Origin of the sequence: Colwellia sp. MB3u-8 (assembly GCF_014076985.1) — a bacterium.
Classification (GTDB): Bacteria; Pseudomonadota; Gammaproteobacteria; order Enterobacterales; family Alteromonadaceae; genus Cognaticolwellia.
Genome location: NZ_JACGVA010000062.1, coordinates 1 through 25,908, shown reverse-complemented (window position 1 = coordinate 25,908; position 25,908 = coordinate 1). Strand labels below are relative to the sequence as shown.

Genomic DNA, 25,908 nt, shown 5'->3' with positions numbered 1-25,908 from the left:
CGCAAACCACAACAAACTCTTGCTTTAGTGGAATTACAGGCATAAAAAAACCGGCCAAAGCCGGTTTTTTAATTCTTTACAAAAAATTAAAGCGCTTTAATAGAAGCGTTTAAACGGCTCTTACTACGAGCGGCTTTATTTTTATGAATAAGACCTTTGCTTGCATAACGATCTAAAATCGGTGCAGCAGCAGCAAATTCTGTAGATGCTTTTTCTTTGTCACCGGCTGCGATAGCAGACATTACTTTCTTAAGTAAAGTACGCATCATTGAGCGACGGCTTGCATTGTGTTGGCGGCGCGTTTCAGATTGTAATGCGCGCTTCTTAGCAGACTTTGAGTTAGCCAAGGTGAACTCCTAAAATTGAATAAATATTGCCTAAATTTAAGGCGACGAAATATGCCTGTTTTTAACTGGTTTGTCAAATGATTTACTGTTTTAATTTGACCGTTCGGATAATTACCCGTTTGTATAAATAAAACCAATGGCACATTCTAAAGTTTTTAGTTAAAAGTTGGAAGTGCTGTTCTCCTCTGATTTAACTAATTTTCGATATATTTGCTATTTAGACACTTTTTTGACAAAAAAAACACACTTTTAGCCTTGAATAAGTAGGTTACCCGATTATTCATAAAACATTCGCTTTAGGGGATTAAAGTCTTGTCTATCAATTTATAAAAGCCGCATAATAGAGAGATATTATCTGTTATGCGAAATTTGGCTGGTTTTAATGATGAATCAATACTTATATTTGCTTATAATATCAGCGAATTAAATTAGTGTGAATAGGTTGAAAAATATTTTAAAAATAAGCATAAGATTGGAGCTAGCTGTTTGAGTAAAAAACTAATTAAGTCAGGACTTATTGTCAGCGCTATGACATTAATTTCACGTGTGCTTGGCTTAGTGCGAGACATTGTTATTGCCAATATTATGGGCGCGGGGGCCTCAGCAGACGTATTCTTCTTTGCCAATAAAATCCCTAATTTTTTGCGACGTCTGTTTGCAGAAGGTGCTTTTGCACAAGCCTTTGTGCCGGTGTTAAGTGAATATCACACCCTTGATGAGGAGCATACCACTAACGAAACACGCAAGTTAATTGGCCAAGTTTCAGGCACCCTGGGTGTTATTATTACCTTAGTCACCTTATTTGGCATGATAGCGTCGCCATTAATCGTGGCATTGTTTGGCTTCGGTTGGTTTTTAGATTGGTTAAATGATGGTCCTGCGAGTGAAAAATTTGATCTGGCGAGTACATTATTAAAAATTACCTTTCCTTATTTGTGGTTTGTTAGTTTTACAGCACTATCAGGCGCGATATTAAATACTTATGGTCGCTTTGCTGTTTCAGCTTTTACGCCGGTGTTATTAAATGTTGGTATCATTGCTTGTGCTATTTACTTAGCACCTGTAATGGATAATCCTGCATTTGCGCTTGCTTGGGGCGTGTTTTTAGGTGGTTTTATTCAATTCGCTTTTCAGTTGCCCTTTTTATATCGCGCGGGTGCTCTGGTTAAACCGACATGGTCATGGCATTCGCCTGGCGTCACTAAAATACGAAAGTTGATTATTCCTGCTCTCTTTGGCGTGTCAGTAACGCAAATAAATTTACTGCTTGATACCATTATCGCCAGTATGTTGATCACGGGTTCTATTAGTTGGTTATATTACGCTGACCGACTACTAGAATTTCCACTGGGCTTATTTGGTATAGGTATTGCGACCGTAATATTACCCAGCTTGGCTAAATTACATACTAAGAAAGATACTGAAGAATTTAGTGATACCTTAGATTGGGGCATCAGAGTTGTTTCTCTATTTGGTTGGCCGGCTTTAGCTGGGCTGATGGTGCTAGCACAGCCGATTATTATGGTGTTATTTATGCGAGGTGAATTCACCCAATATGAAGTTTTACAAGTGTCTTATGCTTTATTTGCTTACCTTTCGGGGTTACTCAGTTTTATGTTTATTAAAGTATTAGCACCGGGTTTCTATGCTCGACAAGACACTAAAACACCGGTAAAAATTGCGATTAAAGCTATGGTAGCCAATATGGTATTTAATATGATGCTAGCACCATATTTTGGTTATGTTGGTTTAGCCATAGCAACGACTTTATCTGCAACCTTAAATGCACTGATGCTTTATCAGGGGCTAAAAGCGGCTAATGTTTTTCAGTTATCGGGCAAAACATGGTGGTTTATCAGCCGTCTTGTAAGCTCTGCAGGGATAATGGCTTTAGTTGTTTATCAAGTATCACCTGATTTCGATGTCTGGCTTACCTACAGCTTTACCAAGCAAGTGACCCAACTTTTGCTCTGTATTACCAGTGGCATAGTGAGTTATTTAATTTGTCTGCTTTTATTAGGTATTCGACTTTCAGATATCAAAATTAGACAAAAAACGCTTAATTAACACCATATTTCCGCTAAAATAACTCTTCATAAGGGCTGATTCTTATTGCTGACTCATATATAATTCATCGGCTTTTATTCTTTAATGATTTAGCTAGTAGTAAAGCACTATTGGCAGTAAGGTTTTTAATTAGATGCAATTAACACGTGGCATTCATAACATGCAGATTAACGTTGATAACAATCGTCAAGGTTGCGTGTTAACTATTGGCAATTTTGACGGCGTTCACTTAGGGCATAAGCAAGTAATTCTTGCTTTGGTTGAAAAAGCCAGAAAGCTAAACTGCGAAGCTGCCGTATTGGTCTTTGAACCCCAGCCACAAGAGTTATTTTCGCCTGAAACAGCCCCCGCAAGATTGTGTCGATTACGTGACAAATATGTCCTATTAAAAAACTTAGGTATAGATAGATTAATTTGTATCAATTTTAATAGAAAATTTGCTAGTCTAACCGCCGAGACCTTTATCAAAGAGTTATTAGTAAAACGCTTAGCGATAAAACACTTGATTGTTGGTGACGATTTTCATTTTGGTAAAAATCGCCAAGGTAATTTTTCCATGCTCAAGGCGGCTGGCAAGCAGTTTGACTTCTCAGTAACTGATACCGCAAGCCATAAACTAGCAGGTTGTCGGGTAAGTAGCACAGCAATCAGGCAGTTATTAGAGATAGATGATTTAGACGGCGCGAAAACCATGTTAGGACGGCCTTATTCAATTATTGGCAAAGTTTTTCATGGTGATAAACGCGGCCGTGAAATAGGTTTTCCTACTGCCAATATAAGATTAAAACGTCGGGTTTCGCCTGTTTCAGGGGTTTACGCGGTGCAGGTTAAAAGCCCATTTGGTCACCATTACGGTGTCGCAAACATAGGTTCAAGACCGACAGTTGCTGGGATTAGGCAACAATTAGAAGTACATATATTTGATTTTGATAACAATTTATACGGTGCAATCATTGAAGTAGTTATGTTGAAAAAACTACGAAGTGAACATAAGTTTAACTCGCTAGTTGAGCTTACCGAACAAATTGCCACCGATACTGAACAGGCCCGCACTTTTGTGCAACATTTAGCTATTACTTAACGACATCGTAACGATAACTTATTGGTAAATGACTAATAAATTAGCGATAAATTAAGAAAATAAAATATAACATCATACTAAGCAAAGCCTAGTGACTACGACAACGGATATTTATTTTAATGAGTGATTATAAGCAAACCCTAAATTTGCCCGCAACTTCTTTTGCTATGAAAGGCAATATGGCAAATCGTGAACCGAATATGCTAAAAGAATGGGCAGAGAAAGATTTATACGGTCAAATTCGTGCTGCTAAAAAAGGCAAGAAATCATTTATTTTGCATGACGGTCCTCCGTATGCCAATGGTGATATTCATCTAGGTCACTCTGTTAATAAAATTTTGAAAGACATTATTGTTAAATCAAAAACCTTATCAGACTTCAATGCGCCATACGTGCCGGGTTGGGATTGTCATGGTTTACCGATTGAACTAATGGTAGAGAAAAAGATTGGCAAACCAGGCCATAAAGTTTCTGCTAGTGTTTTTCGTGAAAAGTGTCGTGAATATGCCGGCAAGCAAATTAATGCCCAACGTGAAGACTTCAAACGTTTAGGCGTTTTTGCTGATTGGGATAAGCCTTATCGTACGATGGATTTTGATACCGAAGCTAATATTATTCGCTCATTGGGTAAAATTGCTGAAAATGGTCATTTACACCAAGGCTTTAAACCTGTGCATTGGTGCACAGATTGTGGGTCATCTTTAGCGGAAGCTGAAGTAGAATATCAAGATAAGCAATCACCCGCTATTGATGTGAAATTTACGCTTGTTGATCAAAGCATTGCTGATAAGTTTATTCAGCCAGAAGATCATCCTGAAGCGCATGTAGGTGAAGGTTCAGTTTCAGTGGTGATCTGGACCACTACACCTTGGACATTACCAGCTAACCGTGCGGTTGCTGTCAATGCTGAGGTAGAATATAGCTTAGTACAGTGTGAAACAGCGCAAGGAAAAGAACGCTTTATCTTAGCCTCTGATTTAGTGACTTCGTGTATGGAGCGTTTTGGTATTGATAAATACCAAGTATTAGGTTTTTGTCAGGGCAGCGATTTAGACCTGGTTGAACTTAAACACCCATTTTATGATTTCACCGTGCCATTTATTTTAGGTGAACACGTGACGACCGATTCAGGTACGGGTTGTGTTCATACAGCGCCAGGTCATGGTGTAGAAGATTTTGTTGTTGGTAAGTTATATAATTTAGAAGTGGCAAATCCTGTCGGTGCCAACGGTGTTTATTTAGAAGATACACCACTTTTTGCAGGTCAGCATGTTTTTAAAGCCAATGCTAATGTTGTTGAAACCCTAAGAGAGCATGGCACATTAGTGCATTATCATGCGATAGATCATTCTTACCCCCATTGTTGGCGTCATAAAACACCATTGATTTTTCGTGCTACGCCACAGTGGTTTATTAGCATGGACAAGAAAGGTTTACGTCAAGACTCATTAAAAGAAATTGAAAAAACACGCTGGATTCCTGATTGGGGCCAACGTCGTATTGAATCTATGGTTGAAGGTCGTCCTGATTGGTGTATATCACGTCAACGCACGTGGGGCGTGCCAATGGCATTATTTATTCATCAAGATACGGGTGCTTTGCATCCTCGCACGATTGAATTAATTGAAAGCGTAGCAAAACTTGTTGAAGAGAAAGGCATTCAAGCATGGTTTGATTTAGAGCCATCAGCGCTTATTGGTGATGATGCTCAAGTATACGTTAAAGTACCTGACACTCTAGATGTTTGGTTTGACTCTGGTACAACCCACTACTCTGTTATTAATGCCCGTGAGGAATTTGACGGCATTGCTGACTTGTACTTAGAAGGTTCGGATCAACATCGTGGTTGGTTTATGTCTTCAATGATTTCTTCAGTCGCTATGAACGGCAAAGCACCTTATAAGCAAGTGCTTACTCATGGCTTCGTGGTTGATGCTAAAGGTCATAAAATGTCTAAATCTTTAGGCAATGTTATCACGCCAAAAGAAATCACCAATACACTAGGTGCAGACATTTTACGCTTATGGACAGCGTCGGTAAATTACACTCAAGAGATCACTGCAGGCGATGAAATATTTAAACGCCAAGCTGATGCTTATCGCCGTATTCGAAATACCTCGCGCTTTTTATTATCAAACTTAAATGGCTTTGACCCCAAAACAGATTTAATTGCTTTTGATGATATGGTGGCACTTGATCGTTGGGCGGTAGATAAAGCTGCGCAGTTACAAGCAGATATTATTGCTGCTTATGACGAGTATGAATTTCATTTGGTCGTGCACAAGTTAATGAACTTCTGCACAACAGAGTTGGGTGGCTTTTACTTAGATATTATTAAAGACCGCCAATATACTGCCAAAGAAGACAGTGTAGCTCGTCGTTCATGTCAAACAGCGATGTATTTAATTGCTGAAGCGATGACACGTTGGATGGCACCCATTTTATCTTTTACGGCACAAGAAATTTGGCAAGCGCTGCCAACACCATCAGGTGAGACTCGTGAAGAGTTCGTTTTTACTGGTGTTTGGTTTGATGGTTTACCAAAAACTTCAACGGCCAGTGTGTTAAATAATGATTACTGGAACGAGCTTTTATTAGTGCGCACAGAAGTCAATAAAGCGCTAGAAAATGCCCGTAAAGAAAAGCAAGTGGGTAAAGCGCTTGAAGCCGCGGTTACATTATATGCCACCAGTGAACTGGCAGAAAAATTACAGCAATTAGGGGAAGAACTGCGTTTTGTCTTAATTACCTCTAAAGCCATGGTTGAAATTGTTGAAAGTGCACCAGCAAATACTTTAGCCACTGAAGTTGAGGGTTTATGGTTAACCGTTGCTCCAGCACAAGGTGTTAAATGTGATCGCTGTTGGCATGTCACAGAAGATATTGGTCAAGATGAAAAGCACCCAGAGCTTTGTGGACGTTGTATTACTAATGTAGAAGGTGACGGTGAAGTTCGTCAATTCGCTTAAGTACAAAATAGGCGAATGATATTGAAATTAAAACGTGTAGTACTTGTTTAAAGTCTGCACGTTTTCTCGTTATTAATAGAGTGAAGTATCGCGCTTTAAACGCGAGCAATATAAGAGAGTTTATTGTGCTATGAAAAAGTTATTTACCGAAACAGGGTTACGTTGGTTATGGTTAACCTTGGTTTTTTTAGTGGCCGATCAAGTGACAAAACAATTAATCGTCAGTAATATGGACTTGTATCAATCAATCGATATTTTGCCTTTTTTCAACCTAACTTATGTCCATAACCTTGGCGCGGCATTTAGCTTCCTTGCCGACCAAGGTGGTTGGCAACGTTGGTTTTTCACTGCGATTGCTGCCATTGCCAGTATTGTTTTTATTGTTTGGTTAGCAAAAACGCCTAAACAACAAGCACTACTATCAGCGGCATTTGCGTTAATGTTAAGTGGTGCAGTGGGCAATCTTATTGATCGCGTGCTATTTGGTTATGTTATCGACTTTCTCGACTTTTATGGCTTCGGCTATCATTTCCCTGCCTTTAATATTGCCGATTCAATGATCTTTATCGGTGCTGCACTGATGATTTTCGATTCATTTAAAAATGGTGAGTCGAGTAAAAAAACACAAAATATTAAGACTTAGAGAGATATTTATATGACAAATTTAGTAACAGCTTCTTCAAAAATTATTGCACACATTACTATGAAGCTATCTGACGGCTCTGCAGCAGATAGTACTAAGGTTAACAAAAAGCCAGCAAAAATTATTATGGGTGATACCAGTATTTCACCGGCGTTTGAGGCGCAACTTACGGGTATGTCAGCTGGTGAGAGTAAAGAGTTTACCTTAGCCGCTATTGACGCATTTGGTGAGCCTTTACCTGAAAATATTCATTACATGGATATCAGTAAGTTTAATGAAGACGCACCAGCAAAAGTAGGTAATATTATTACTTTTAGTCAACCAGGCGGTGAGTTACCTGGCATGATAAAAGATGTGTCAGGCAGTTCAGTCACTATTGATTTCAATCATCCGCTAGCTGGACAAGACGTTACTTTTGTTATCGACGTTGTTGAAGTTACCTAAGTTACCTAAGTTGATCAGTTAATCAGTTCAGTCAGTTCAGCAATAATGAGAATGTTATGGAAATTATTTTAGCTAACCCTCGAGGTTTTTGTGCCGGTGTTGATCGGGCGATCAGTATCGTTGATAGAGCGCTTGATTTATTTGAAGCGCCTATTTATGTGCGTCATGAAGTGGTGCATAACAAGTTTGTGGTTAATGGCTTAAAAAAACGTGGTGCGGTATTTGTTGATGAGCTCAACGAAGTGCCTGACGACAGTACGGTAATATTTAGCGCTCATGGTGTGTCAAAAGCCGTGCGCAACGAAGCGAAAAATCGTGGCTTAAAAGTCTTCGATGCTACTTGTCCTTTGGTCACTAAAGTCCACATGGAAGTATCACGCACGAGTCGAAAAAATATTGAATGTATTCTTATCGGGCATGCGGGTCACCCAGAAGTTGAAGGCACTATGGGGCAATATGAAAGCACTCAAGGTGGTATTTATTTAGTTGAATCTACTAAAGATGTGGCAACACTTGAAATAAAAAATCCAGAAAAACTTTATTATTGCAGCCAAACAACATTATCAGTTGATGATACTAGTGATGTCATCGATGCCCTAAGAAATAAGTTTCCTTTGATTCAAGGGCCGCGTAAAGATGACATTTGTTATGCGACACAAAATCGTCAAGACGCGGTGCGTTCTATTGCAGAACACGTGCAACTAATGCTAGTGGTTGGTGCTAAAAATAGCTCTAATTCTAACCGTTTACGGGAGTTAGCAGAAAAAATAGGCACCAGATCGTATTTGATTGATACAGCAGCTGACATTGATGTTTCATGGTTAGACGGTATTGAAAAAGTCGGGGTTACAGCAGGAGCTTCAGCGCCAGCAATTTTGGTTAAGCAAGTTATAGAGGCGCTTAAATCTCTTGGTGGTAAAGAGGTTATTGAATACCCAGGCAGGGCGGAGAATACTGTATTTGCGGTACCGATAGAATTGCGCTAATCTTAAAACATAGTATTTACAGTGGTAATGTGTAGATAGTTTTAAATTAATTTTCACTTACTTTTTCTGCTGATTTTTCAGTTGATTTTTAATTTCAATGATTATTTATGATACTAAATTTGCATTTACGAGTAGTGTAGTATTTAAAAGCAAGGAAAAATACTCGTAATAATAATTTAAGGCATAGATTAATGCAGCTCACCAATGTGATTTTTAACACATATAATGGTCTAATTAGTAGTGATTTCCCAGATCTCTACCTGCGTATTTCTTCGTATAAAATCATCTATTTCAATAGATTAAAATTTTCACTTTTTTCAGCTATAGTAACAAAATCTGTAGTTTGCTTATTCTTATTTAAAGGGAGATTAAATATTGAGTAACTCATTTTCCTATTCCTCATATCAAAAACCTTCTTTAAATAAAGGCCTGACATTTATTGAAGTGTTAGTGGCTGTTTTTATTTTAGTGACAGGTATTTTAGGTGCGGTAGCCATGCAAGCTTCGGCTAAAAAAGGCAGCTTTGATGCGATGCAACGCTCTGTTGCATCTGCGTTAGCGCAAGACATAGTCGAGCGCATGCGCAGTAATAATGCCACCACATTAGCTGAATATGCTGCTACCGATTATGGCGAAACACTTAATTCATTACCGGCCAATCGTTGTTATAAGCTTGATAGCCTGTGTACACCAGCTGAAATGGTTATTAATGATCAATATGAATGGGAAATGTCCCTTATGGGGGCTGATGTTGTTAATGACGGTAATAATCAAGCGGGCTTAACCGGTGTTAGGGGATGTATAAGTCAGGTATTGAATGCCGTAACTGTAGTGGTTAACTGGGAAGGGCGCACCGAAATAGCTGACGCACAAAAAGACAATTGTGGTACAGCTGGCGCTAAAAGACGGCAAGTTATTGTTAAGGCATTTATAAATTAATATGAATAGTCAACGTGGTTATACCTTAATAGAAATATTTATCTCCTTGGCCGTTGGCTTAGCACTTTTTGCTGGCATACTCAGTGTTTTTGTTGGCATGAAAACTACGATACAAGAAACAGCAACTTATGGAGAGTTACAAGAAAATGGCCGTTTTGCTTTAAGTGTTCTTAGTGATGATTTACTCAGACAAAACTTTTGGGGTGATTACAGTGGCACGTTGGACCGATCAATGTTAACTGCATCACCAAGTGCCGCTCCAGGTAACGAATGTATAGGCGAAGGTTTAAATAATGGCACTTTTCCAAATGCTGTTGGGCATTTTAGAACGCTTTGGGGTAAAACAGTAACAAATAGTTCCCTAATGGGGTGTATTGATGATGCAAAAATAACGTCTGATATTATCCAAATAAAACGGGCTATTTCTCAACCTCTGACAGCAAGCACTAGCAATAATTACTATATTATTTCAAACATAAGTGAAGCAGAAATATTTACTGGTACCAATATACCAACTGTCTCAAATAGCCAAGTTTGGGAGTATCAGCATCATATTTATTATATTAGGGAAGAAGCCCAAGGCAATAATACTGTGCCCAGTTTAATGCAAGGGCGCTTAACAACCAATATGGCTTTCGACCCTATCATTGATGGCATTGAAATGATCCGCTTTATGTATGGTATTGACACTGACGCTCCAGGTAGTGCCGGATATGGCATTGTTGATACCTTTCTATCGGCAGATGATCGTATTGCTCTGCCGGCAGATAATATGACTTCAACCCAATGGGATAACGGCAATAATAATAGAATTTTAGCGATACGTATTTATGTACTAGCGCGTAGCATTCTTCCTGATAACAAATATACTAATACTAATACTTATAATTTAGGTGATTTTCCTGTTACGTTTAATGACAATTATCGTCGATTATTATTTAACGCTACGGTAACTTTATACAATGCTGGAGTCGACTCATGGTAAAGCAAAAAGTAAAGAAAAAAAATTACCTTCACAATTTGATAGCTAATAGACAATCATTTAATCGCCAAAAAGGTGTGGTATTGATTGTAGCTTTGGTATTTCTTGTTGCCTTAACCGCTGTTGCTGGTGCCTTGATGCAAAATTCCACGTCAGATATGAAAATGTCAGGTGCTAGTGAAGAAAAAGTGGTTGCCACACAAGAAGCGATAAGTGCTAGCGATGAGGTGATGTTTAGGCAAATTAATGCTGACTCAGGAAATAATAAATTTGCTTCTGCTATCGTACGATTTCAAAACGAGAGCTTTGGTAATGTTACAGATAGTTTAAATATTACCAATACTGATAGTGATACCACCGCAAGTCTTGATGTTGCCAACAATGATCTTGAGCTAGAAGCTGGTTGTCCCCACTCCAAATCTGCTTCTTCAGTGCAACTATTTACTTGCAATGTCTTACGCGTGCAAGTGGTGCGAAAATATGGACGAAAAAATACCAATGAAGTTGAAGTCAATACCGGGGTTGTTCAACAACTTTTACGATAATGGTGTGGAATTTCAGTTAAATACAGGAGTATAAAATGAAAAAGTTGTTAGCGTTAAGCCTGTTGCTACTGATCTCTGCAACATCTTTTAGTGAGGATATTGAGTTATATGTCAGTGAAGCGGTTAAACTCGCCGGCAAGAAAAATCAAGTACTGATTATATTTGATAACTCGGGCAGTATGGCTACCCAACACTTTGTTAATGAGGATTATAACCCCAATACCACCTACCCTCCAGCTGCAGGAAGCGATAACTCATTAAACGAGCGTTTTATCTATTTCAGCAAAGGGGGCTCTGATGGCACAGGCCTGCCTGTGCCAGACAGTAACAATGATACACGTCGTTTTTTAGATGCCATTAACAGTTGTGAGACAGCGCGAAAGCTACTTGCCGAAACAGGTTTTTATACCGGCCATGTTCGAGAATATGATATTAAAGGCAATACCGGTAGTTGGAATGAGATTCCGGATAATAACGGTGCTAACGTTGAAATTATTGACTGTGAAGATGATGTTTTAGAGTCTGACCCAACCAATATAGAGTCTTTGGCGCAAGGTTACCCCATTAATTATGCCGGTGATAAACAAAATCCTGTTTACCATAGCCCAGATCTTACAAAATCTAATGTTCAGTGGTCGGGTAAGTTAGTGACACTTTATACTGATAATTATTTAAGGTGGCACCATGGTGAAGACGTCGCCCAAACCTTAAAAAGTCGCATGGACATTGCAAAAGACAGTATTACTAAAGTGGTAAAATCTGCACCATCGATTGATTTTGGATTACAAGTTTTCAATTACGACGATGGTGACAGCTCTGATGATCCTAATGGTGGTCGAGTTGTGTTTGGTATTCAAGAGATGACCGATGACAGCGAAAAAGATTTTTTACAAATTGTTGATGATCTAACGCCAAAAACTTGGACACCACTTTGTGAAACCCTATATGAAGCTCAGCAATATTTTGCCGGTAAAAGTGTAGATTTTGGTGACGATGATGAAAGTCGAAACGGCGAGTCGTATATCGGCAATACGCCACCCAGAGATCCAAAAATCGAAAGTAGTGGCAACTATTTAAGTCCGTTTAGCGACTGTAGTAGTAATGCTTTTGTTATTTTAATTACTGATGGTGAACCGACATACGATAATGGTGCCGATAGTAAAATATCTGAACTGTCGACTGTTGAAGATGGCAAGACCATTAAATTTAGTGGTTCAAAATTCGGGGGTAACTATTTACCCGCAGTTGCACAATGGATGTATGAAAATGATATAAATACCACTTTAGAAGGTAAACAGACGGTTGAAACCTTTACCATTGGCTTTAGTGAAGGGGCAGATGATGCAGCACCACTATTAAAAGAAAGCGCAAAATTGGGCGGCGGCACCTATTATCGCGCAGAAGATAGCGTGCAGTTGACCGCCGCTTTATTAAATGCACTAGAAAGTTTAGAGCCAAGTAATGATAGCTTAACGTCTGCTTCAGTTGCAGCCAATAACTTTGACCGAACAGAAACACTGAATTCAGTATATTATTCTATGTTTCAACCAGATAATGGACCACGTTGGCAAGGTAACCTTAAAAAATATAAAGTAGTGAGTAGCAATCAAGTAGGTAAACATGGCAATCCAGCACTGGATCTTAATAGCGGTCAATTTTCTCAGGACGTTACAAGCTTTTGGTCAGCAGATAACGCTAAAGATGGTGCTGCTGTAACAAAAGGTGGCGTAGCTGAAATGTTACGTAATAAAACAAACCGGATAATTTATAGTGATATTGGCAGCGGTGACGCTTTAGCTTTGTTAACACAGACTTCAGCTGAAACATCATTTGGTGGCAGCGCTGAACTGGCAACGGCACTAGATGTTAATGAGAATGAGGTTGGCACTTATTTACGTTGGGCAAAGGGAGAGAATGTCGATAATATTAAATTAGCTGATGACTCTATACCCATCATGCGGCCAGATGTTTTTGGTGATCCATTACACTCTAAGCCATTAGTGGTTAATTATGGCGATAGCATTCGAATTCTTATTGGCACTAATGCAGGTGCACTTCATATGTTTGAGGATAAAGGTGATAGCGTAGATGAAAGCTGGGCCTTTATGCCGAAAGAGTTTTTTAAAAATATTAAGCCATTAAGAGAAAACTATTCAACAGCAGATAAAGTTTATGGTGTCGATGGCAATATAACGTCATACATAGAGGATAATAATGGTGACGGTGTCATAAATGGTACCGATAAAGTATGGATATTTTTTGGCTTGCGACGCGGAGGAACCTCATATTACGCACTAGATATTAGTACCCCAAGTTCCCCAAGTAAACTCTGGCATATTGATAGTTTGACCACAGGATTTGGCCGGTTAGGGCAATCATGGTCTCAACCAAAACTGGGTTATTCTAAGCTAAATATTTCAGGCTCTGGTAATAGTGCGGTTGCGGCGCCAGTATTGTTTTTTGGTGGTGGTTATGATGTGGTAAACGATTCAAATACGCCAATAACTACTGATACTGATAGTAAGGGCAACGCTGTTTATATGATCGATGCTAAAACTGGCGTATTAAAATGGAGTATGGCTCCTGCTGGTGGTGATACGGTATTTGCTGGAACAGACAGTATTCCATCAAGTATTGCCATATTAGACAGTGATGGCGATGGTTTAACTGATCGATTATACACGGGTGACACGGGAGGCAATGTTTGGCGTGTTGATATGCCTAGCGCGGATCCCGCTGACAGTGAGGATCCATGGTCGGTCTTTAAGTTAGCAGAGTTAGGTGGAGTAACCAACAGCACTGATGATTTACGCTTTTTTAATGAACCATCTATTGTTCGTACCTTTATCAGTGAAACAATTGAAACAAAAGTCACAGATCAAAATGGTCAAACAACGACTATTTTTCATCATCAAGAAAAACCTTATGACGCGGTACTTATTGGTAGTGGTGACAGATCAAATCCATTAGGTACCGATACTGATGACACATTTTTTATGATTAAAGATCAACATATTAAAACTAAGTCTTTTTATAATATAGTAGAGCCAAAAGCCCCAGCGGCACTGTTGAAAAGTGATTTATATAATTATACCGATAACCCTTTTAATAAAACGTTAACACTTGAAAGCCGCAATGAATTAGCAAGAGATGTTAGCAAAAAATCGGGTTGGTTTATAAACCTTGAAGGCTCAGGTGAAAAAATTACTGCTGAAGCTATTGTTATCAATGGTATCGTTTTTTTTACGACCTTTATTCCGCCTAATTTAGATCCTAACTTTGTCTACTGTGAACAACCTAATGGTACCGGATTATTATATGCGGTCGACCTTGCATTAGGTACTGCGGTTTATAATTGGAAGAAAAATGATGACGTGCCACCTGACGATGGACCACCTGACGACGCCGTCAGAAGTGTAAAAATAGGTGAGCAGTTTTTAGGTGCGCCAACGTTAATTGTAGTACCTGACGCTAACGGCGATACGATTGGCAATATCATTGTTGGCAGAGAGTTAGTCATGACACCTTTTAAACTGCAGACAATACGAACTTATTTGTACATTAAAGAGGGGGCATAATGTCAAAAATTAAAGTACTTAATGGCTTTACATTAGTCGAGTTGTTAATAGCGGTTGCTATCGTTTCGATTCTAGTGGCAGTAGCGCTTCCATCATATACTGACTTCGTTGCGCGCTCAAACCGCACAGAAGCTCAGCGAGAATTATTAAGAATAGCAAATATGCAAGAGCAGTTTTATGTTGATACAAGAGCGTACACCGCTGATATGACAGTGTTAGGACTAGATAATGACCCCTTTATTACTGAAAATTCTTACTATAGTATTGATGCAACACTTGTAAACGGAGGTTTTGTGTTAATGGCAACAGCACTTGAACCGCAAAAATCAAATGACAGCAACTGTCAGGTGTTATCTGTTAACAACACCGGAAAAAAATTACCGGCCGATGTCTGTTGGGAGCAATAAAATGAAAAATATAATATTTGTGGTTACTTTACTACTATTGACTAATGTCAATTTCAATGTAGCTGCAGCTAATATAGTTATAAAAAAGTACAAGGTTGATGTTAAATGCCATATCGAATTGGTTGGTGGTAAGCAGTTGATTTACTTTGCTAACGTGAAAGAAAGTCAAGTCAATAAACTTGTTGATATCCTAGCTAATCGCAAAGTCACAACACCTTTTTCTAAAGAGAGGCAGCAAGTGTATCGGGCATTTGAGTGTGTGTTGTTAAAGGCTAAGTTTAACTCTGTCAAAGCGAATCAGCTATTTGACGAACAACCTCGTTAATAGCCTGTTCGCCTAAATAATTTTGCTCAGTGAAAGTGATTTTATTTTATAACTGTGCCCCGTAGTTTTTGGGCATATATTAACTACAAGAAACTTCAGTACCATTTCTATTTTCATCTTTACCGTCATCGTTTGTATCAGCAGTCGTGTATACCCGACCTGATAGAGATATTTCTACGCCACGCGATAAACTACTATTACCTTTAGGGCAATAACTAAAGTTGCTATTGCCCTCTGATACTAAACGGCCCGTTGGCGCAAAAATAATAAGACTTTGACTGAATGTTAAAGTGTCACCGCTAGCAATTTTTCCTTTAACTTTAACCAACTCTTCGTTTGCGCTGTCATAAGTATTATTGTTGACTAAGGTACTTTCACTATTGATAAAGACACTTAACTCATGGTGCCAGTTGCTACTGCAACTTGTACCGTTTAGCGGGCAAAGGGTGACATTTTTACCACTATTAATAGCACTGTTTCTTGCTGTTAATACCAAGCGATGAATTTCACTTATTTCATTGTCAACTCTTGATTGCACTATAAATTGACCTAAACTGGGGCCAGCAATGGCTGTTAATATACCAATAATAGCAATGCCAATAAGTAACTCAACAATAGTAAATCCTTTGATTAATTCTTTATTTTGAGATTTTTTAATATATAACTTAGACACAAGGACAGCTTTAGTGAAAATTAATGTTTTACTTATAACATTCTTGCTTAAGCTCAGCTAGGAAATTTTGTTTAAATCATAGGCACTAATTACAGCTTTGATATGAGGGGGCTTAACTTTTTTCTTCCACTTGTTAAAGCGAGTGCTTTATTTTTTTGTTTTAGCGTGAAAACAGCTAATTACTATGTTGTAAATTCCGTCTGTTATTAACTTGATAAGGGATACACGACGATTAAATACAACTGAGTGGGTATTAAAATAATGCATATTAAACTCTCCATAATATAATAATGAACATTAAAAAAAGCAGACAAAAAAACAGTGAATTAAAAACATTTTATTTTAACTCCTGTACGCCTGATATTCTTACCGTTAGTTTTATTGGCCGCGCTAACATAGGCTCTACCTGAATTTCTTACAACAATACCTCGGTTTTTATCATCATGGTACTCAGGGCAATAACTAAATGTAGCGTTCTGTCCCCAGCCTAATAAATGCCCTGTTGGAGCATAGGTTAAGCCGATACGTGTTTTGCCATATTGTAGTTTATCTCCAGCTTTTATTGCGCCTTTTTGAGCGATAAGTTGTTCATCCAGTGCTGGCTCATAGACTTTATTATTGTTAATGTCAGTAAATACACTCAGCTCTTGGTGCCATAAGTTTTTACATTTTCCTTGGCTATTTAACGGGCATAAAGTTACGCTAGTGTTATTGCTTAAGGCACTATTTCGAGTAATTAAAATCAGACGATGCAGGGTAGATATTTCATTGTCTACGCGGGTGTAAACAATGAAGTTATTTAGGCTAGGAACACCAATGGAAAGCAAACTGAGCATTATAGCTAGCCCAACCATAGTTTCGATAATCGTAAATCCATTATATTTTGACATGACAACTATTCCTTAGTTGAATAACCTTTTCAGTGCTAGGTATAGTCAAAAATATTGAAACTTACCAAACTAAATTAATTAACCTTCATATATTGTTGGAATTTCTGAGCGCTTATGCTGCGTTTTCATATAGATAGAAATTATTTTTTCTTCTACTAATTTATCTGTGTTCTTACCTTCTAAAAAATCATCTAATTGGTCGTAACTCATGCCTAATGCATCTTCATCTTTTTTACTGGGTGTTAATTCTTCTAAATCAGCGGTTGGGACTTTCTCGATTAACTGAGCAGGAGCACCTAAACTGCTGGCAAGTTGCCTAACTTGTCGTTTAGATAAGCCAAATAAAGGTGCTAAATCGCAAGCCCCGTCACCCCATTTTGTAAAAAAGCCGGTAATATTTTCTGCTGAGTGATCTGTGCCTAATACCAAAGCGCCTAATATGCCAGCAATATGATATTGCATTACCATGCGAGTGCGGGCTTTGACATTACCTTTGGAAAAATCTATTTGTGCAGCATTGGCCGTTAAAAGATCAGCCGCTTGTAATGCACGGATGGTTTCAGTGTGTATGCCCTCGGCGCCTGCAAAGATATTAGTGGTTAGACTATGATTAGGTTTTATAAACTCAAGCGCAAGTTGAGCGTCATCTTCATCTGCTTGTATATCAAAGGGAAGTCTTATAGCAATAAACTTATATGCCGGTTCATTTTCAGCGTTTTCGTTATTCAAAGCGTCAATAGCGAGTTGAGCTAAACGCCCGCAAGTAGAGGAATCAACGCCACCACTTATACCTAAAACAAGAGATTTAAGCCCCGATTGTATTAATTTTTTTTTGATAAAATTAACTCGACGTTCAATTTCAAACGCAGCATCAATTTCAGGTAATACTTTCATTTCATTGATTATTGCCTGGGCGCTCATGATATTTCCTTCTGGAGTATGTGGCATGTTACTTTTAAGCTGACTTATGCCAGCAGGTAGGTTTAGTGTAACAAAGTCTATCTTCAATTAGAATTTTTGCGCTATAGGTATAAGTTAATTCTGTGTACAATTACTTGATATTCAGTTGTGATGTAGATAATAATAATTATCAGTAAAATGCTGACGCGTAAATCAACCTATAGGCTGTAAAATGAAAAAGATAGAAGCGATAATTAAACCATTTAAAATGGATGATGTACGTGAAGCACTAGGCGAAATCGGTGTGACGGGAATGACAGTATCAGAAGTTAAAGGCTTTGGACGTCAAAAAGGGCATACAGAGCTTTATCGTGGCGCAGAATATATGGTGGATTTTTTGCCAAAAGTAAAATTGGAAATAGTCGTGAAGACAGAAGATGTTGATCGCTGTGTAAACACCATTTTAGAAACAGCACAAACAGGAAAAATTGGTGACGGTAAAATTTTTATAACGGCTGTTGAAAGGGTGATACGAATTCGTACGGGAGAAGAAGACGAAGAAGCTATCTAGCGTTAACCTGTTAAAAAAATACCAGCACTAAGCTGGTATTTTATGTTCAGGCCTTTCTCTCAAACATCCTGTCTTTCGAGGCATTAGTAAATCCCTATACGCTCGATGAAGGGTATGTCGTGATCACCTGAATGCGCAAGAACGACTATGTTCATAGAAACTAAAGCGTTACTTAGCAACTCGTGGGTTGTTAGGATAATTTGCCGCTAAAACTTGTTTGGCATTAATCTGTAGATCATTCAGGCCTAACTTCCCATAACAGACAATCATAATTTCTAATGCTTCTTCCGTTTCTGGGCTAGGAGAAAAATATTCAACAATATATTTTCCTCGGTTAGCAGAAGAAACATAGGCTTCACGCTTTAAGTAATAGCGCGCAACCGATAACTCATATTTTGCTAGGCGTGATTTAATGGCAATCATACGTTTGCGAGAGTCTGCAGCATATTTACTGTTAGGATACTTCTCTAATACTATTTTTAAATCATTGAATGCAGCGCGCGCCGCCGTAGGATCACGGTCTGAACGGTCTATTCCTGCTAAACTTTGGAATAAATTTTCTTGGGTAGCAACATTGATTAATGCACGCATATAATAGACATAGTCTAAGTTTGAATGCGCTGGGTTTAATCGTAAAAATCTATCGGTAAGTGCCAATCCTTGCGCTGCATCACCGCTTTTGTAATAAGCATAAATTAAATCTAATTGTACTTGATGAGAGATTGGCCCATAAGGAAATCGAGAATCTATCGCAGATAAAATTTGGATCGCCTTTTGATATAAGCCATTATCAAGCGATGCTCTAGCATCAGAGAATAATGCTTGAGCTGACTTATCTGGTACCTTCTTAATATCTCTTTCACTTGTTCCTGAACAGCCTGTTAATGCTAACACTAGCGCAAGGCACATTATTTTTATTGTCACTTTTTCCATAGACTTCAATATCACTACTTTGTTTTAGTTAAAATAAATATCTTCCTCACTATAATTATAATTACTTAATGTAATTGCTTTAGCAAAGAGGTAAAATAAGCAATAGCATTCTAACCTAGCAATCCTGCCTTGCACAGTGCTAATTAATAGAGAGTTTGATGGCTGAGATAATTCAACACCGGGATACGGTTCCCGAATCATGCTTAGGTAAACGTTTCGACCAGACTTTGGCGGTAATGTTCCCTGATTATTCACGTTCACGGTTAAAAGAATGGATTTTAGCCGGTCATATTACGGTTGACGGCTTAGTTGTCGATAGACCACGAGAAAAAATGTTTGGTGGTGAAGAAGTAGCCATTGATACGCAAGTTGAGAGCGAAGTACGCTTTCAAGCACAAGATCTACCTTTAAACATAGTGTACGAAGACGATGATATTTTAGTCATCAACAAGCCTGCTGGCTTTGTCGTACATCCTGGCGCAGGTAACCCTGATGGCACGGTTTTAAATGCCTTACTACATCACTGCCCGCAGTTAGATGTTGTGCCTCGTGCTGGTATTGTTCATCGTTTAGATAAAGATACTACGGGATTAATGGTGGTGGCAAAAACGATTGCTGCTCAAACTAACCTAGTTGAATCACTACAAGCGCGTGAAATTACTCGTGAATACGAAGCTATCGCTAGTGGTATTATGACCGCAGGTGGTTTGGTTGATCAGCCTATTGGTCGTCACGCTACAAAACGTACTCATATGGCGGTTACTTTTTCAGGTCGCCCTTCGGTAACGCATTATCGTGTGATGGAAAAGTTCAGGTTACATACTCGGTTACGTTTACGTTTAGAAACGGGTCGAACCCATCAAATTCGTGTTCATATGGCTCATATTACTCATGCACTGGCGGGTGATCCCGTTTATGGCGGCCGTCCGCGTCCTCCAAAAAATGCCTCTGAAGAGTTACGAGAAATGTTACGTCAATTTAAGCGCCAAGCCTTACACGCGGCAATGTTATCTTTATATCATCCGATAACAGGTGTGCAAATGACTTGGCATGCTGATGTACCTGAAGATATGGTAGCGTTAGCTGATCTGTTGCGTAAAGATACCAAAATCCATCTTATTGATAGTGACTACTAACTCACCTAATAATTTACAATGTATTAAATGGCCAACAGAACGTGTGTTGGCCTTTGCTACTACTCGCTTAATTCCTAGCAAAGATCAATTATCTAAACATTCAGCGCATTTATTATCAAATATTACTAACACGGAAAAATTTCAAGCAGAGTTTGATGCTTTTAATCTAGGCGATCATGTGGGTGATTGTCCGAATACTGTGGCGCGTAATAGAAGCTTGTTACTTGATTACCTGCCAGCCACGACAAAAATTCAATGGTTAGAGCAAGTTCACGGTAATAATGTCGTTGTTGTTGAAAAACATCAAGATACGCCTATTGTCGCTGATGCCGCGATAACCCATAGTCGGTACATCGCTTTAGCCATAATGACCGCAGACTGTTTGCCTATTTTGTTATCAAACAAAGATGGTAGCGAAATTGCGGCCATTCATGCAGGTTGGCGACCACTAGCAGCAAATATAATTGAACGAACCATTAGAAAAATGCATAGTGCTGGCGATGAGATTTTCGCATGGATGGGCCCTTGTATTAGTCCTCAAGCTTTTGAAGTTGGCCAAGAGGTAAAGCAGGCGTTCTGTCAAATGTCAGAAAAATTCGAATCTGCTTTTGAGCCTGTGGCACTTTTAAATGATGCCAGAACAGAGGTAAAGTTTCTGGCTAATTTGCAGTTAATCGCCGAGTTACAACTCTTAGCATTAGGGGTTGCAAACATCACTAAAGTTGCAGACTGTACTTATAAGCATAGTGGTCAGTATTATTCTTATCGCAGAGACGGAAAAACTGGGCGTATGGCTAGCGTCATATGTATACATTCACTCTAGTAAAAATTATCCCTTACCATAAGGTTATTATTTAAAGGTGTTCTCTTGACTTAGGTCAACGTTTTAGCAACTCTTTTCTTGAAAACCCTCCTTAGTGTCCTTATAACATAAGTAACTAAACTGTAAGCCCAGTAACATGGCACTAGGAGAACATTAATGCGTTTAGAAAAATTTACCCAGACTTTTCAAGTAGCAATATCTGATGCACAATCCATCGCATTAGGTAAAGATCATCAATTTATCGAGCCAATACATTTAATGCTTGCGTTATTAAATCAAAACGCCAGTAGTATTATCCCCTTATTAAAAAGTGCCGGTATCAATGTGCGAACGTTAAGATCGCAAGTTGAAGTGGCTCTCGAAGAATTAGCACATGTGTCTGGCACCGGCGGTGAAGTGCAGCTATCGTCTGCAATGGGGAATATCTTAAACCTTTGTGATAAATTTGCCCAAAAGCATGGCGACAAATTTATCTCCTCAGAAATATTTATGCTAGCTGCTTTACAAGATAAAGGTAAGTTAGGTCAAATCCTTAAAGGCTTAGGGGCGAGTGAACAACGTATACAAGACGCGATAGTTCATATTCGTGGCGGTAAAAATGTTGATGATGCTAACGCCGAAGAAGTGCGTCAAGCATTGGATAAATACACCATTGATTTAACCGAACTAGCAGAGCAAGGAAAGTTAGATCCAGTTATTGGTCGCGATGATGAAATCAGGCGTACCATTCAGGTATTACAGCGCCGCACTAAAAATAACCCGGTATTAATTGGTCAGCCCGGCGTTGGTAAAACCGCGATTGTTGAAGGCTTAGCTCAACGCATTGTCGATCATGAAGTACCAGAAGGTATCCGAAATAAACGCGTATTGTCACTTGATATGGGCGCACTCGTTGCCGGCGCTAAATACCGTGGAGAATTTGAAGAACGTCTTAAAGCGGTACTCAGTGAATTAAGTCAGCTAGAAGGGCAAGTCATCTTATTTATTGATGAATTACACACTATGGTTGGCGCGGGTAAAAGTGACGGTGCTATGGACGCTGGTAATATGTTAAAGCCAGCGTTAGCTCGCGGTGATCTACATTGTGTTGGCGCTACTACATTAGATGAATATCGCCAATATATTGAAAAAGATGCCGCATTGGAACGACGTTTTCAGAAAATTATAGTAGATGAACCCAGTGTTGAAGATACCATTGCTATATTACGTGGTCTTAAAGAACGCTACGAACTCCATCATAATGTTGAAATAACAGATCCCGCTATTGTTGCCGCAGCAACCTTATCTCATCGCTATGTTAGCGACCGTCAATTACCCGACAAAGCTATCGATCTTATTGATGAAGCGGCTTCTAGCATTCGTATGCAAATGGATTCTAAGCCAGAGAACTTAGACCGATTAGAAAGGCGTTTAATCCAGCTAAAATTGGAACAACGCGCTTTATCAAAAGATTCTGATCCGGCTTCTAAAAAACGTTTGGACCTAATATCGGACGAAATCATCACTTGCCAAGTCAGTTATGACGAGTTAGATGAAGTCTGGAAAACCGAGAAAGCGGCACTACATGGTACACAAGCGATTAAAACTGATTTAGAGCACGCTCGTATTGAGCTTGAAGCGGCTCGCCGCGTGGGCGATCTTAATACCATGGCCGAGTTACAATATAGTCGCATCCCTGATCTTGAAAAACAGCTCGATCTTGCTAGCCAAGCAGAAATGCAAGAAATGACCTTGCTACGAAACAAAGTGACTGACGTAGAAATTGCTGACGTGTTAAGCCGAGCGACCGGAATTCCGGTCGCAAAAATGCTCGAAGGTGAATGTGATAAATTATTGCAAATGGAGGATAACCTGCACAAACGTGTTATTGGGCAATCAGAAGCGGTAGTTTCAGTATCAAATGCTATTCGTCGCTCAAGGGCAGGTTTAGCAGACCCAGATCAACCCATAGGCTCATTCCTATTTCTTGGGCCTACCGGTGTAGGTAAAACAGAATTAACTAAAGCTTTAGCCCACTTTCTTTTTGATAGTGAAGATTCATTGGTGCGAGTTGATATGTCAGAGTTTATGGAGAAATATTCTGTCGCACGTTTAGTGGGAGCGCCTCCAGGTTATGTCGGTTATGAGGAAGGTGGTTATTTAACTGAAGCGGTGAGACGTAAACCATATTCTGTTATTTTACTTGATGAAATTGAAAAAGCGCATCCTGACGTTTTTAATATTTTACTACAAGTATTAGATGACGGACGCTTAACTGACGGGCAAGGGCGTACGGTCGACTTTAAAAATACTGTTATTATTATGACCTCAAACATTGGCTCAGATATTATTCAGGAATATGTTGATGACAGCCAATATCCGCAAATGAAAGCCCGGGTAATAGCAGAACTTAGCAATCACTTCAAGCCAGAGTTTATTAATCGGGTCGATGAAACTGTAGTGTTTCATCCCTTACTTGCTGAGCAAATTAAGAGTATTGCGAGTATTCAAATCTCAGCCTTAACTAAGCGATTAGAAGAACGCGATATAACCATGACATTATCGGAAGCAGCATTATCTTTTGTTGCGGCGGCAGGCTTTGATCCAATTTTTGGTGCTAGACCTTTAAAACGCTCTATCCAGCAAGAAATTGAAAACCCTTTAGCACATAAATTACTGGCTAACGAATTCTCCGCTGGCGATCATATATTTGTCGAGCTTGTTGATAATAACTTGAATTTCATCGTTAAAGCTTAATTGCGTTATCGTAAGCTAATATACCCTAGATGCAGGCTGACAATGTTTACTGACTTAATCAGTACAGTAAACTTCAGCCTGTTTTCTATTCATGGTTAACTGTTGCTGTTTTTCTAATGCCGTTAATATTTCTACACTACCTTGCCCACTTTTATATTGAACTTTATCAAAATTGGCTAATGTTGTTATATTTTCGCGAGCAGTTAAACACTTCTCATTATTAAGCTCATTATTAAAATTACTTTCCTCACTACTATCAGCAAAAGTATTATTTTGTAATTTGAAAGATTCATCCCTACTCGCTTCATCAATTATCACCGAAGACTTGGTATTATTTGACATACTAATTTCGATATAGTCATCACGGTCTGGCTGATGTTGACTAAAATGAACAACATTGTGTTCGTCGAACCAACGATAAATTGTCACATTTTCAGCCGCATAGACATCAAAATACACTAATGTGACTAAACAGAATGACAAGGTTTTAATGTGCATAATGATACCTATCCATAAGTTAATACTTAATTACCCTATTATTAGCATAATGAGTTAAAACAATAGTCACTGGCGACTATTATTTAATCACTATAATGTTTTATAACAACAGGAAGACAAGTTTACAAATGTTTGCTAGTTTTATTAATTATTCATGGGTACTACAGCTACCGTTAATAATTAAACTTATGCTAGATTAGTGTTCTCTATTCATATTAACCTATTTCGGTTTTACTTATGCCAGACAAACATAATGACGATTCGCTACAAACTCGTGGTATTTATCTTTTACCCAATCTATTAACCACTGCAGGATTATTTTCTGGGTTTTATGCCGTTATATCATCAATGAATGGGCATTTTATTAGTGCTGCGGTTGCTATCTTTATTGCGATGATTTTCGATGGGTTAGATGGCCGAGTTGCACGAATGACTAATACTCAAAGTGAGTTTGGCGCAGAATATGACAGCATGGCTGATATGTTGTCATTTGGCATAGCACCAGGAATAGTGGCATATAATTGGGCGCTTTCAAGTTTTGGCAAGTTTGGTTGGTTAGCCGCCTTTGTTTATGTTGCTTGTGCCGCATTGCGTCTTTCACGCTTTAATACCCAAGTTGGCATCGCCGACAAACGCTATTTTCAAGGCTTAGCTAGCCCAGCTGCCGCAGGCGTTGTTGCTAGCCTTATTTGGGTTGGTAGCGAATATAAAATTAACGGTCAAGACTATGGTTATCTTGTTGGTATTATTACCATCATACTTGGCCTGTTAATGGTGAGTAATTTTAGATACAACAGCTTTAAGGAAGTTGACTGGAAAGGTAAAGTAAATTTTGTTGTTGTACTATTAATAGTGCTCGCCTTTGTGGTTATTGCATCGAGTCCTGAAAATATCCTGCTTATTATATTTGCTTTCTATGCTTGTTCAGGACCATTTACCACTATCCGCTCAGTAAAGAAATTGAAATTAGAGCATGTAGTAGGTGACGATCAAGATGCAGACTTTCACCGTTATAGTGAAAATAAAGCGACGGATGCCGAAAAAGTAGCAAAAGAAGAGACTAAATCAAAAAAAGAGCCTGAAAAATAAAGCTAATCACCTTATATAAACCATGCTTACACATTTATTACTCAGTCGCTTTATTACTTCTAAGTATAATCTAAGTATAAAAAGCGAAATATATAAGATAAAAGCAGCAGTATTTAGCGCTTATTTCATCTTGTTAGAACGAAAAAACAACGTCTTGCTTAATTAAAAGGCAAACAGTCATTTAATCGCAATTTAATTGATATTAGGTGTTGACGTGAAGCCAGAAATCGCTAGAATGCGCTCCAGTTCCAAGGGGTAACCCAAACGAACGGTTTTAATAGCTTAACTACTCTTTATAAGAGCTAAACAGTTAAGTTAACGTTTTAAAAGTGAGTTTGAATCTTCT

The 25,908-nt window shown here is 38.7% G+C and carries 23 protein-coding genes; 17 read left to right on the top strand and 6 right to left on the bottom strand.

The window, feature by feature from the left end; all coding sequences use genetic code 11:
* Positions 1-86: 86 nt before the first annotated feature.
* Positions 87-347, bottom strand: coding sequence for a 30S ribosomal protein S20 (gene rpsT, locus H4J54_RS09135; protein ID WP_182190577.1), 261 nt, complete (start codon positions 345-347; stop codon positions 87-89).
* Between the two features lie 486 nt (positions 348-833).
* On the opposite strand from rpsT, the gene murJ reads away from it, so the two are divergent.
* The 12 genes from murJ to H4J54_RS09075 all read left to right on the top strand — a co-directional run bounded on the left by murJ (position 834) and on the right by H4J54_RS09075 (position 15,313).
* Positions 834-2,414, top strand: coding sequence for a murein biosynthesis integral membrane protein MurJ (murJ, locus tag H4J54_RS09130; RefSeq protein ID WP_182190576.1), 1,581 nt, complete (start codon positions 834-836; stop codon positions 2,412-2,414).
* A 133-nt stretch (positions 2,415-2,547) separates the two neighbouring features.
* Complete coding sequence (gene ribF, locus H4J54_RS09125; RefSeq protein ID WP_182190575.1) at positions 2,548-3,495, top strand: bifunctional riboflavin kinase/FAD synthetase; 948 nt, start codon at positions 2,548-2,550, stop codon at positions 3,493-3,495.
* A gap of 119 nt (positions 3,496-3,614) precedes the next feature.
* Positions 3,615-6,464: an isoleucine--tRNA ligase gene (gene ileS, locus H4J54_RS09120; RefSeq protein ID WP_182190574.1), complete on the top strand. Its 2,850-nt coding sequence runs from the start codon at positions 3,615-3,617 to the stop codon at positions 6,462-6,464.
* A 130-nt stretch (positions 6,465-6,594) separates the two neighbouring features.
* Positions 6,595-7,107, top strand: coding sequence for a signal peptidase II (gene lspA, locus H4J54_RS09115; RefSeq protein ID WP_182190573.1), 513 nt, complete (start codon positions 6,595-6,597; stop codon positions 7,105-7,107).
* Between the two features lie 12 nt (positions 7,108-7,119).
* Positions 7,120-7,551 carry an FKBP-type peptidyl-prolyl cis-trans isomerase gene (gene fkpB / locus H4J54_RS09110; RefSeq protein WP_182190572.1) on the top strand — a complete coding sequence of 144 codons (432 nt, stop codon included), beginning with the start codon at positions 7,120-7,122 and terminating at the stop codon, positions 7,549-7,551.
* A 56-nt stretch (positions 7,552-7,607) separates the two neighbouring features.
* Positions 7,608-8,537 carry a 4-hydroxy-3-methylbut-2-enyl diphosphate reductase gene (gene ispH, locus H4J54_RS09105; RefSeq protein ID WP_182190571.1) on the top strand — a complete coding sequence of 310 codons (930 nt, stop codon included), beginning with the start codon at positions 7,608-7,610 and terminating at the stop codon, positions 8,535-8,537.
* A gap of 375 nt (positions 8,538-8,912) precedes the next feature.
* Positions 8,913-9,476: a type IV pilus modification protein PilV gene (gene pilV, locus H4J54_RS09100; RefSeq protein ID WP_182190570.1), complete on the top strand. Its 564-nt coding sequence runs from the start codon at positions 8,913-8,915 to the stop codon at positions 9,474-9,476.
* Between the two features lies 1 nt (position 9,477).
* Positions 9,478-10,461, top strand: a complete 984-nt coding sequence (locus H4J54_RS09095) for a PilW family protein (protein WP_182190569.1) — start codon at positions 9,478-9,480, stop codon at positions 10,459-10,461.
* Positions 10,455-11,003, top strand: coding sequence for a PilX N-terminal domain-containing pilus assembly protein (locus H4J54_RS09090; protein WP_182190568.1), 549 nt, complete (start codon positions 10,455-10,457; stop codon positions 11,001-11,003). The genes H4J54_RS09095 and H4J54_RS09090 overlap by 7 nt, the downstream gene beginning before the upstream one ends.
* A gap of 35 nt (positions 11,004-11,038) precedes the next feature.
* Positions 11,039-14,581, top strand: a complete 3,543-nt coding sequence (locus H4J54_RS09085) for a pilus assembly protein (RefSeq protein WP_182190567.1) — start codon at positions 11,039-11,041, stop codon at positions 14,579-14,581.
* On the top strand, positions 14,581-14,988 hold the full coding sequence (locus H4J54_RS09080) for a type IV pilin protein (protein WP_220464303.1): 408 nt from the start codon (positions 14,581-14,583) through the stop codon (positions 14,986-14,988). Before H4J54_RS09085 ends, H4J54_RS09080 begins: the two co-directional genes overlap by 1 nt.
* Before the next feature lies 1 nt (position 14,989).
* The gene (locus H4J54_RS09075; protein ID WP_182190566.1) at positions 14,990-15,313 is read left to right on the top strand and encodes a TapY2 family type IVa secretion system protein; all 324 of its coding nucleotides are present in this window, start codon (positions 14,990-14,992) and stop codon (positions 15,311-15,313) included.
* A gap of 79 nt (positions 15,314-15,392) precedes the next feature.
* Here H4J54_RS09075 and H4J54_RS09070 read toward each other — a convergent pair whose 3' ends face one another.
* From H4J54_RS09070 to nadE, 3 genes are all read right to left on the bottom strand, one after another.
* A complete protein-coding gene (locus H4J54_RS09070; protein WP_182190565.1) occupies positions 15,393-15,986 on the bottom strand; it encodes a GspH/FimT family protein in 594 nt (197 codons plus the stop codon).
* Positions 15,987-16,312: 326 nt separating this feature from the next.
* Complete coding sequence (locus H4J54_RS09065; RefSeq protein WP_182190564.1) at positions 16,313-16,876, bottom strand: GspH/FimT family pseudopilin; 564 nt, start codon at positions 16,874-16,876, stop codon at positions 16,313-16,315.
* A gap of 78 nt (positions 16,877-16,954) precedes the next feature.
* Complete coding sequence (gene nadE, locus H4J54_RS09060; protein ID WP_182190563.1) at positions 16,955-17,797, bottom strand: ammonia-dependent NAD(+) synthetase; 843 nt, start codon at positions 17,795-17,797, stop codon at positions 16,955-16,957.
* Between the two features lie 211 nt (positions 17,798-18,008).
* Here nadE and glnB point away from each other — a divergent pair, with 211 nt between their 5' ends.
* Positions 18,009-18,347, top strand: coding sequence for a nitrogen regulatory protein P-II (gene glnB / locus H4J54_RS09055; protein WP_182137497.1), 339 nt, complete (start codon positions 18,009-18,011; stop codon positions 18,345-18,347).
* Between the two features lie 168 nt (positions 18,348-18,515).
* On the opposite strand, the gene H4J54_RS09050 is transcribed toward glnB, so the two are convergent.
* Complete coding sequence (locus H4J54_RS09050; RefSeq protein ID WP_182190667.1) at positions 18,516-19,280, bottom strand: outer membrane protein assembly factor BamD; 765 nt, start codon at positions 19,278-19,280, stop codon at positions 18,516-18,518.
* A gap of 158 nt (positions 19,281-19,438) precedes the next feature.
* Here H4J54_RS09050 and rluD point away from each other — a divergent pair, with 158 nt between their 5' ends.
* The 3 genes from rluD to clpB all read left to right on the top strand — a co-directional run bounded on the left by rluD (position 19,439) and on the right by clpB (position 23,975).
* The gene (gene rluD / locus H4J54_RS09045) at positions 19,439-20,416 is read left to right on the top strand and encodes a 23S rRNA pseudouridine(1911/1915/1917) synthase RluD (protein WP_182190562.1); all 978 of its coding nucleotides are present in this window, start codon (positions 19,439-19,441) and stop codon (positions 20,414-20,416) included.
* Positions 20,406-21,239: a peptidoglycan editing factor PgeF gene (gene pgeF / locus H4J54_RS09040; RefSeq protein ID WP_310650152.1), complete on the top strand. Its 834-nt coding sequence runs from the start codon at positions 20,406-20,408 to the stop codon at positions 21,237-21,239. The genes rluD and pgeF overlap by 11 nt, the downstream gene beginning before the upstream one ends.
* Before the next feature lie 156 nt (positions 21,240-21,395).
* Positions 21,396-23,975, top strand: a complete 2,580-nt coding sequence (gene clpB / locus H4J54_RS09035) for an ATP-dependent chaperone ClpB (RefSeq protein WP_182190561.1) — start codon at positions 21,396-21,398, stop codon at positions 23,973-23,975.
* A gap of 54 nt (positions 23,976-24,029) precedes the next feature.
* Here clpB and H4J54_RS09030 read toward each other — a convergent pair whose 3' ends face one another.
* The gene (locus H4J54_RS09030) at positions 24,030-24,473 is read right to left on the bottom strand and encodes a hypothetical protein (protein ID WP_182190560.1); all 444 of its coding nucleotides are present in this window, start codon (positions 24,471-24,473) and stop codon (positions 24,030-24,032) included.
* Positions 24,474-24,710: 237 nt separating this feature from the next.
* On the opposite strand from H4J54_RS09030, the gene pssA reads away from it, so the two are divergent.
* Positions 24,711-25,562 (top strand): CDP-diacylglycerol--serine O-phosphatidyltransferase, encoded by an 852-nt coding sequence (pssA, locus tag H4J54_RS09025; protein ID WP_182190559.1) that lies wholly within the window; start codon positions 24,711-24,713, stop codon positions 25,560-25,562.
* Positions 25,563-25,908 lie beyond the last annotated feature (346 nt).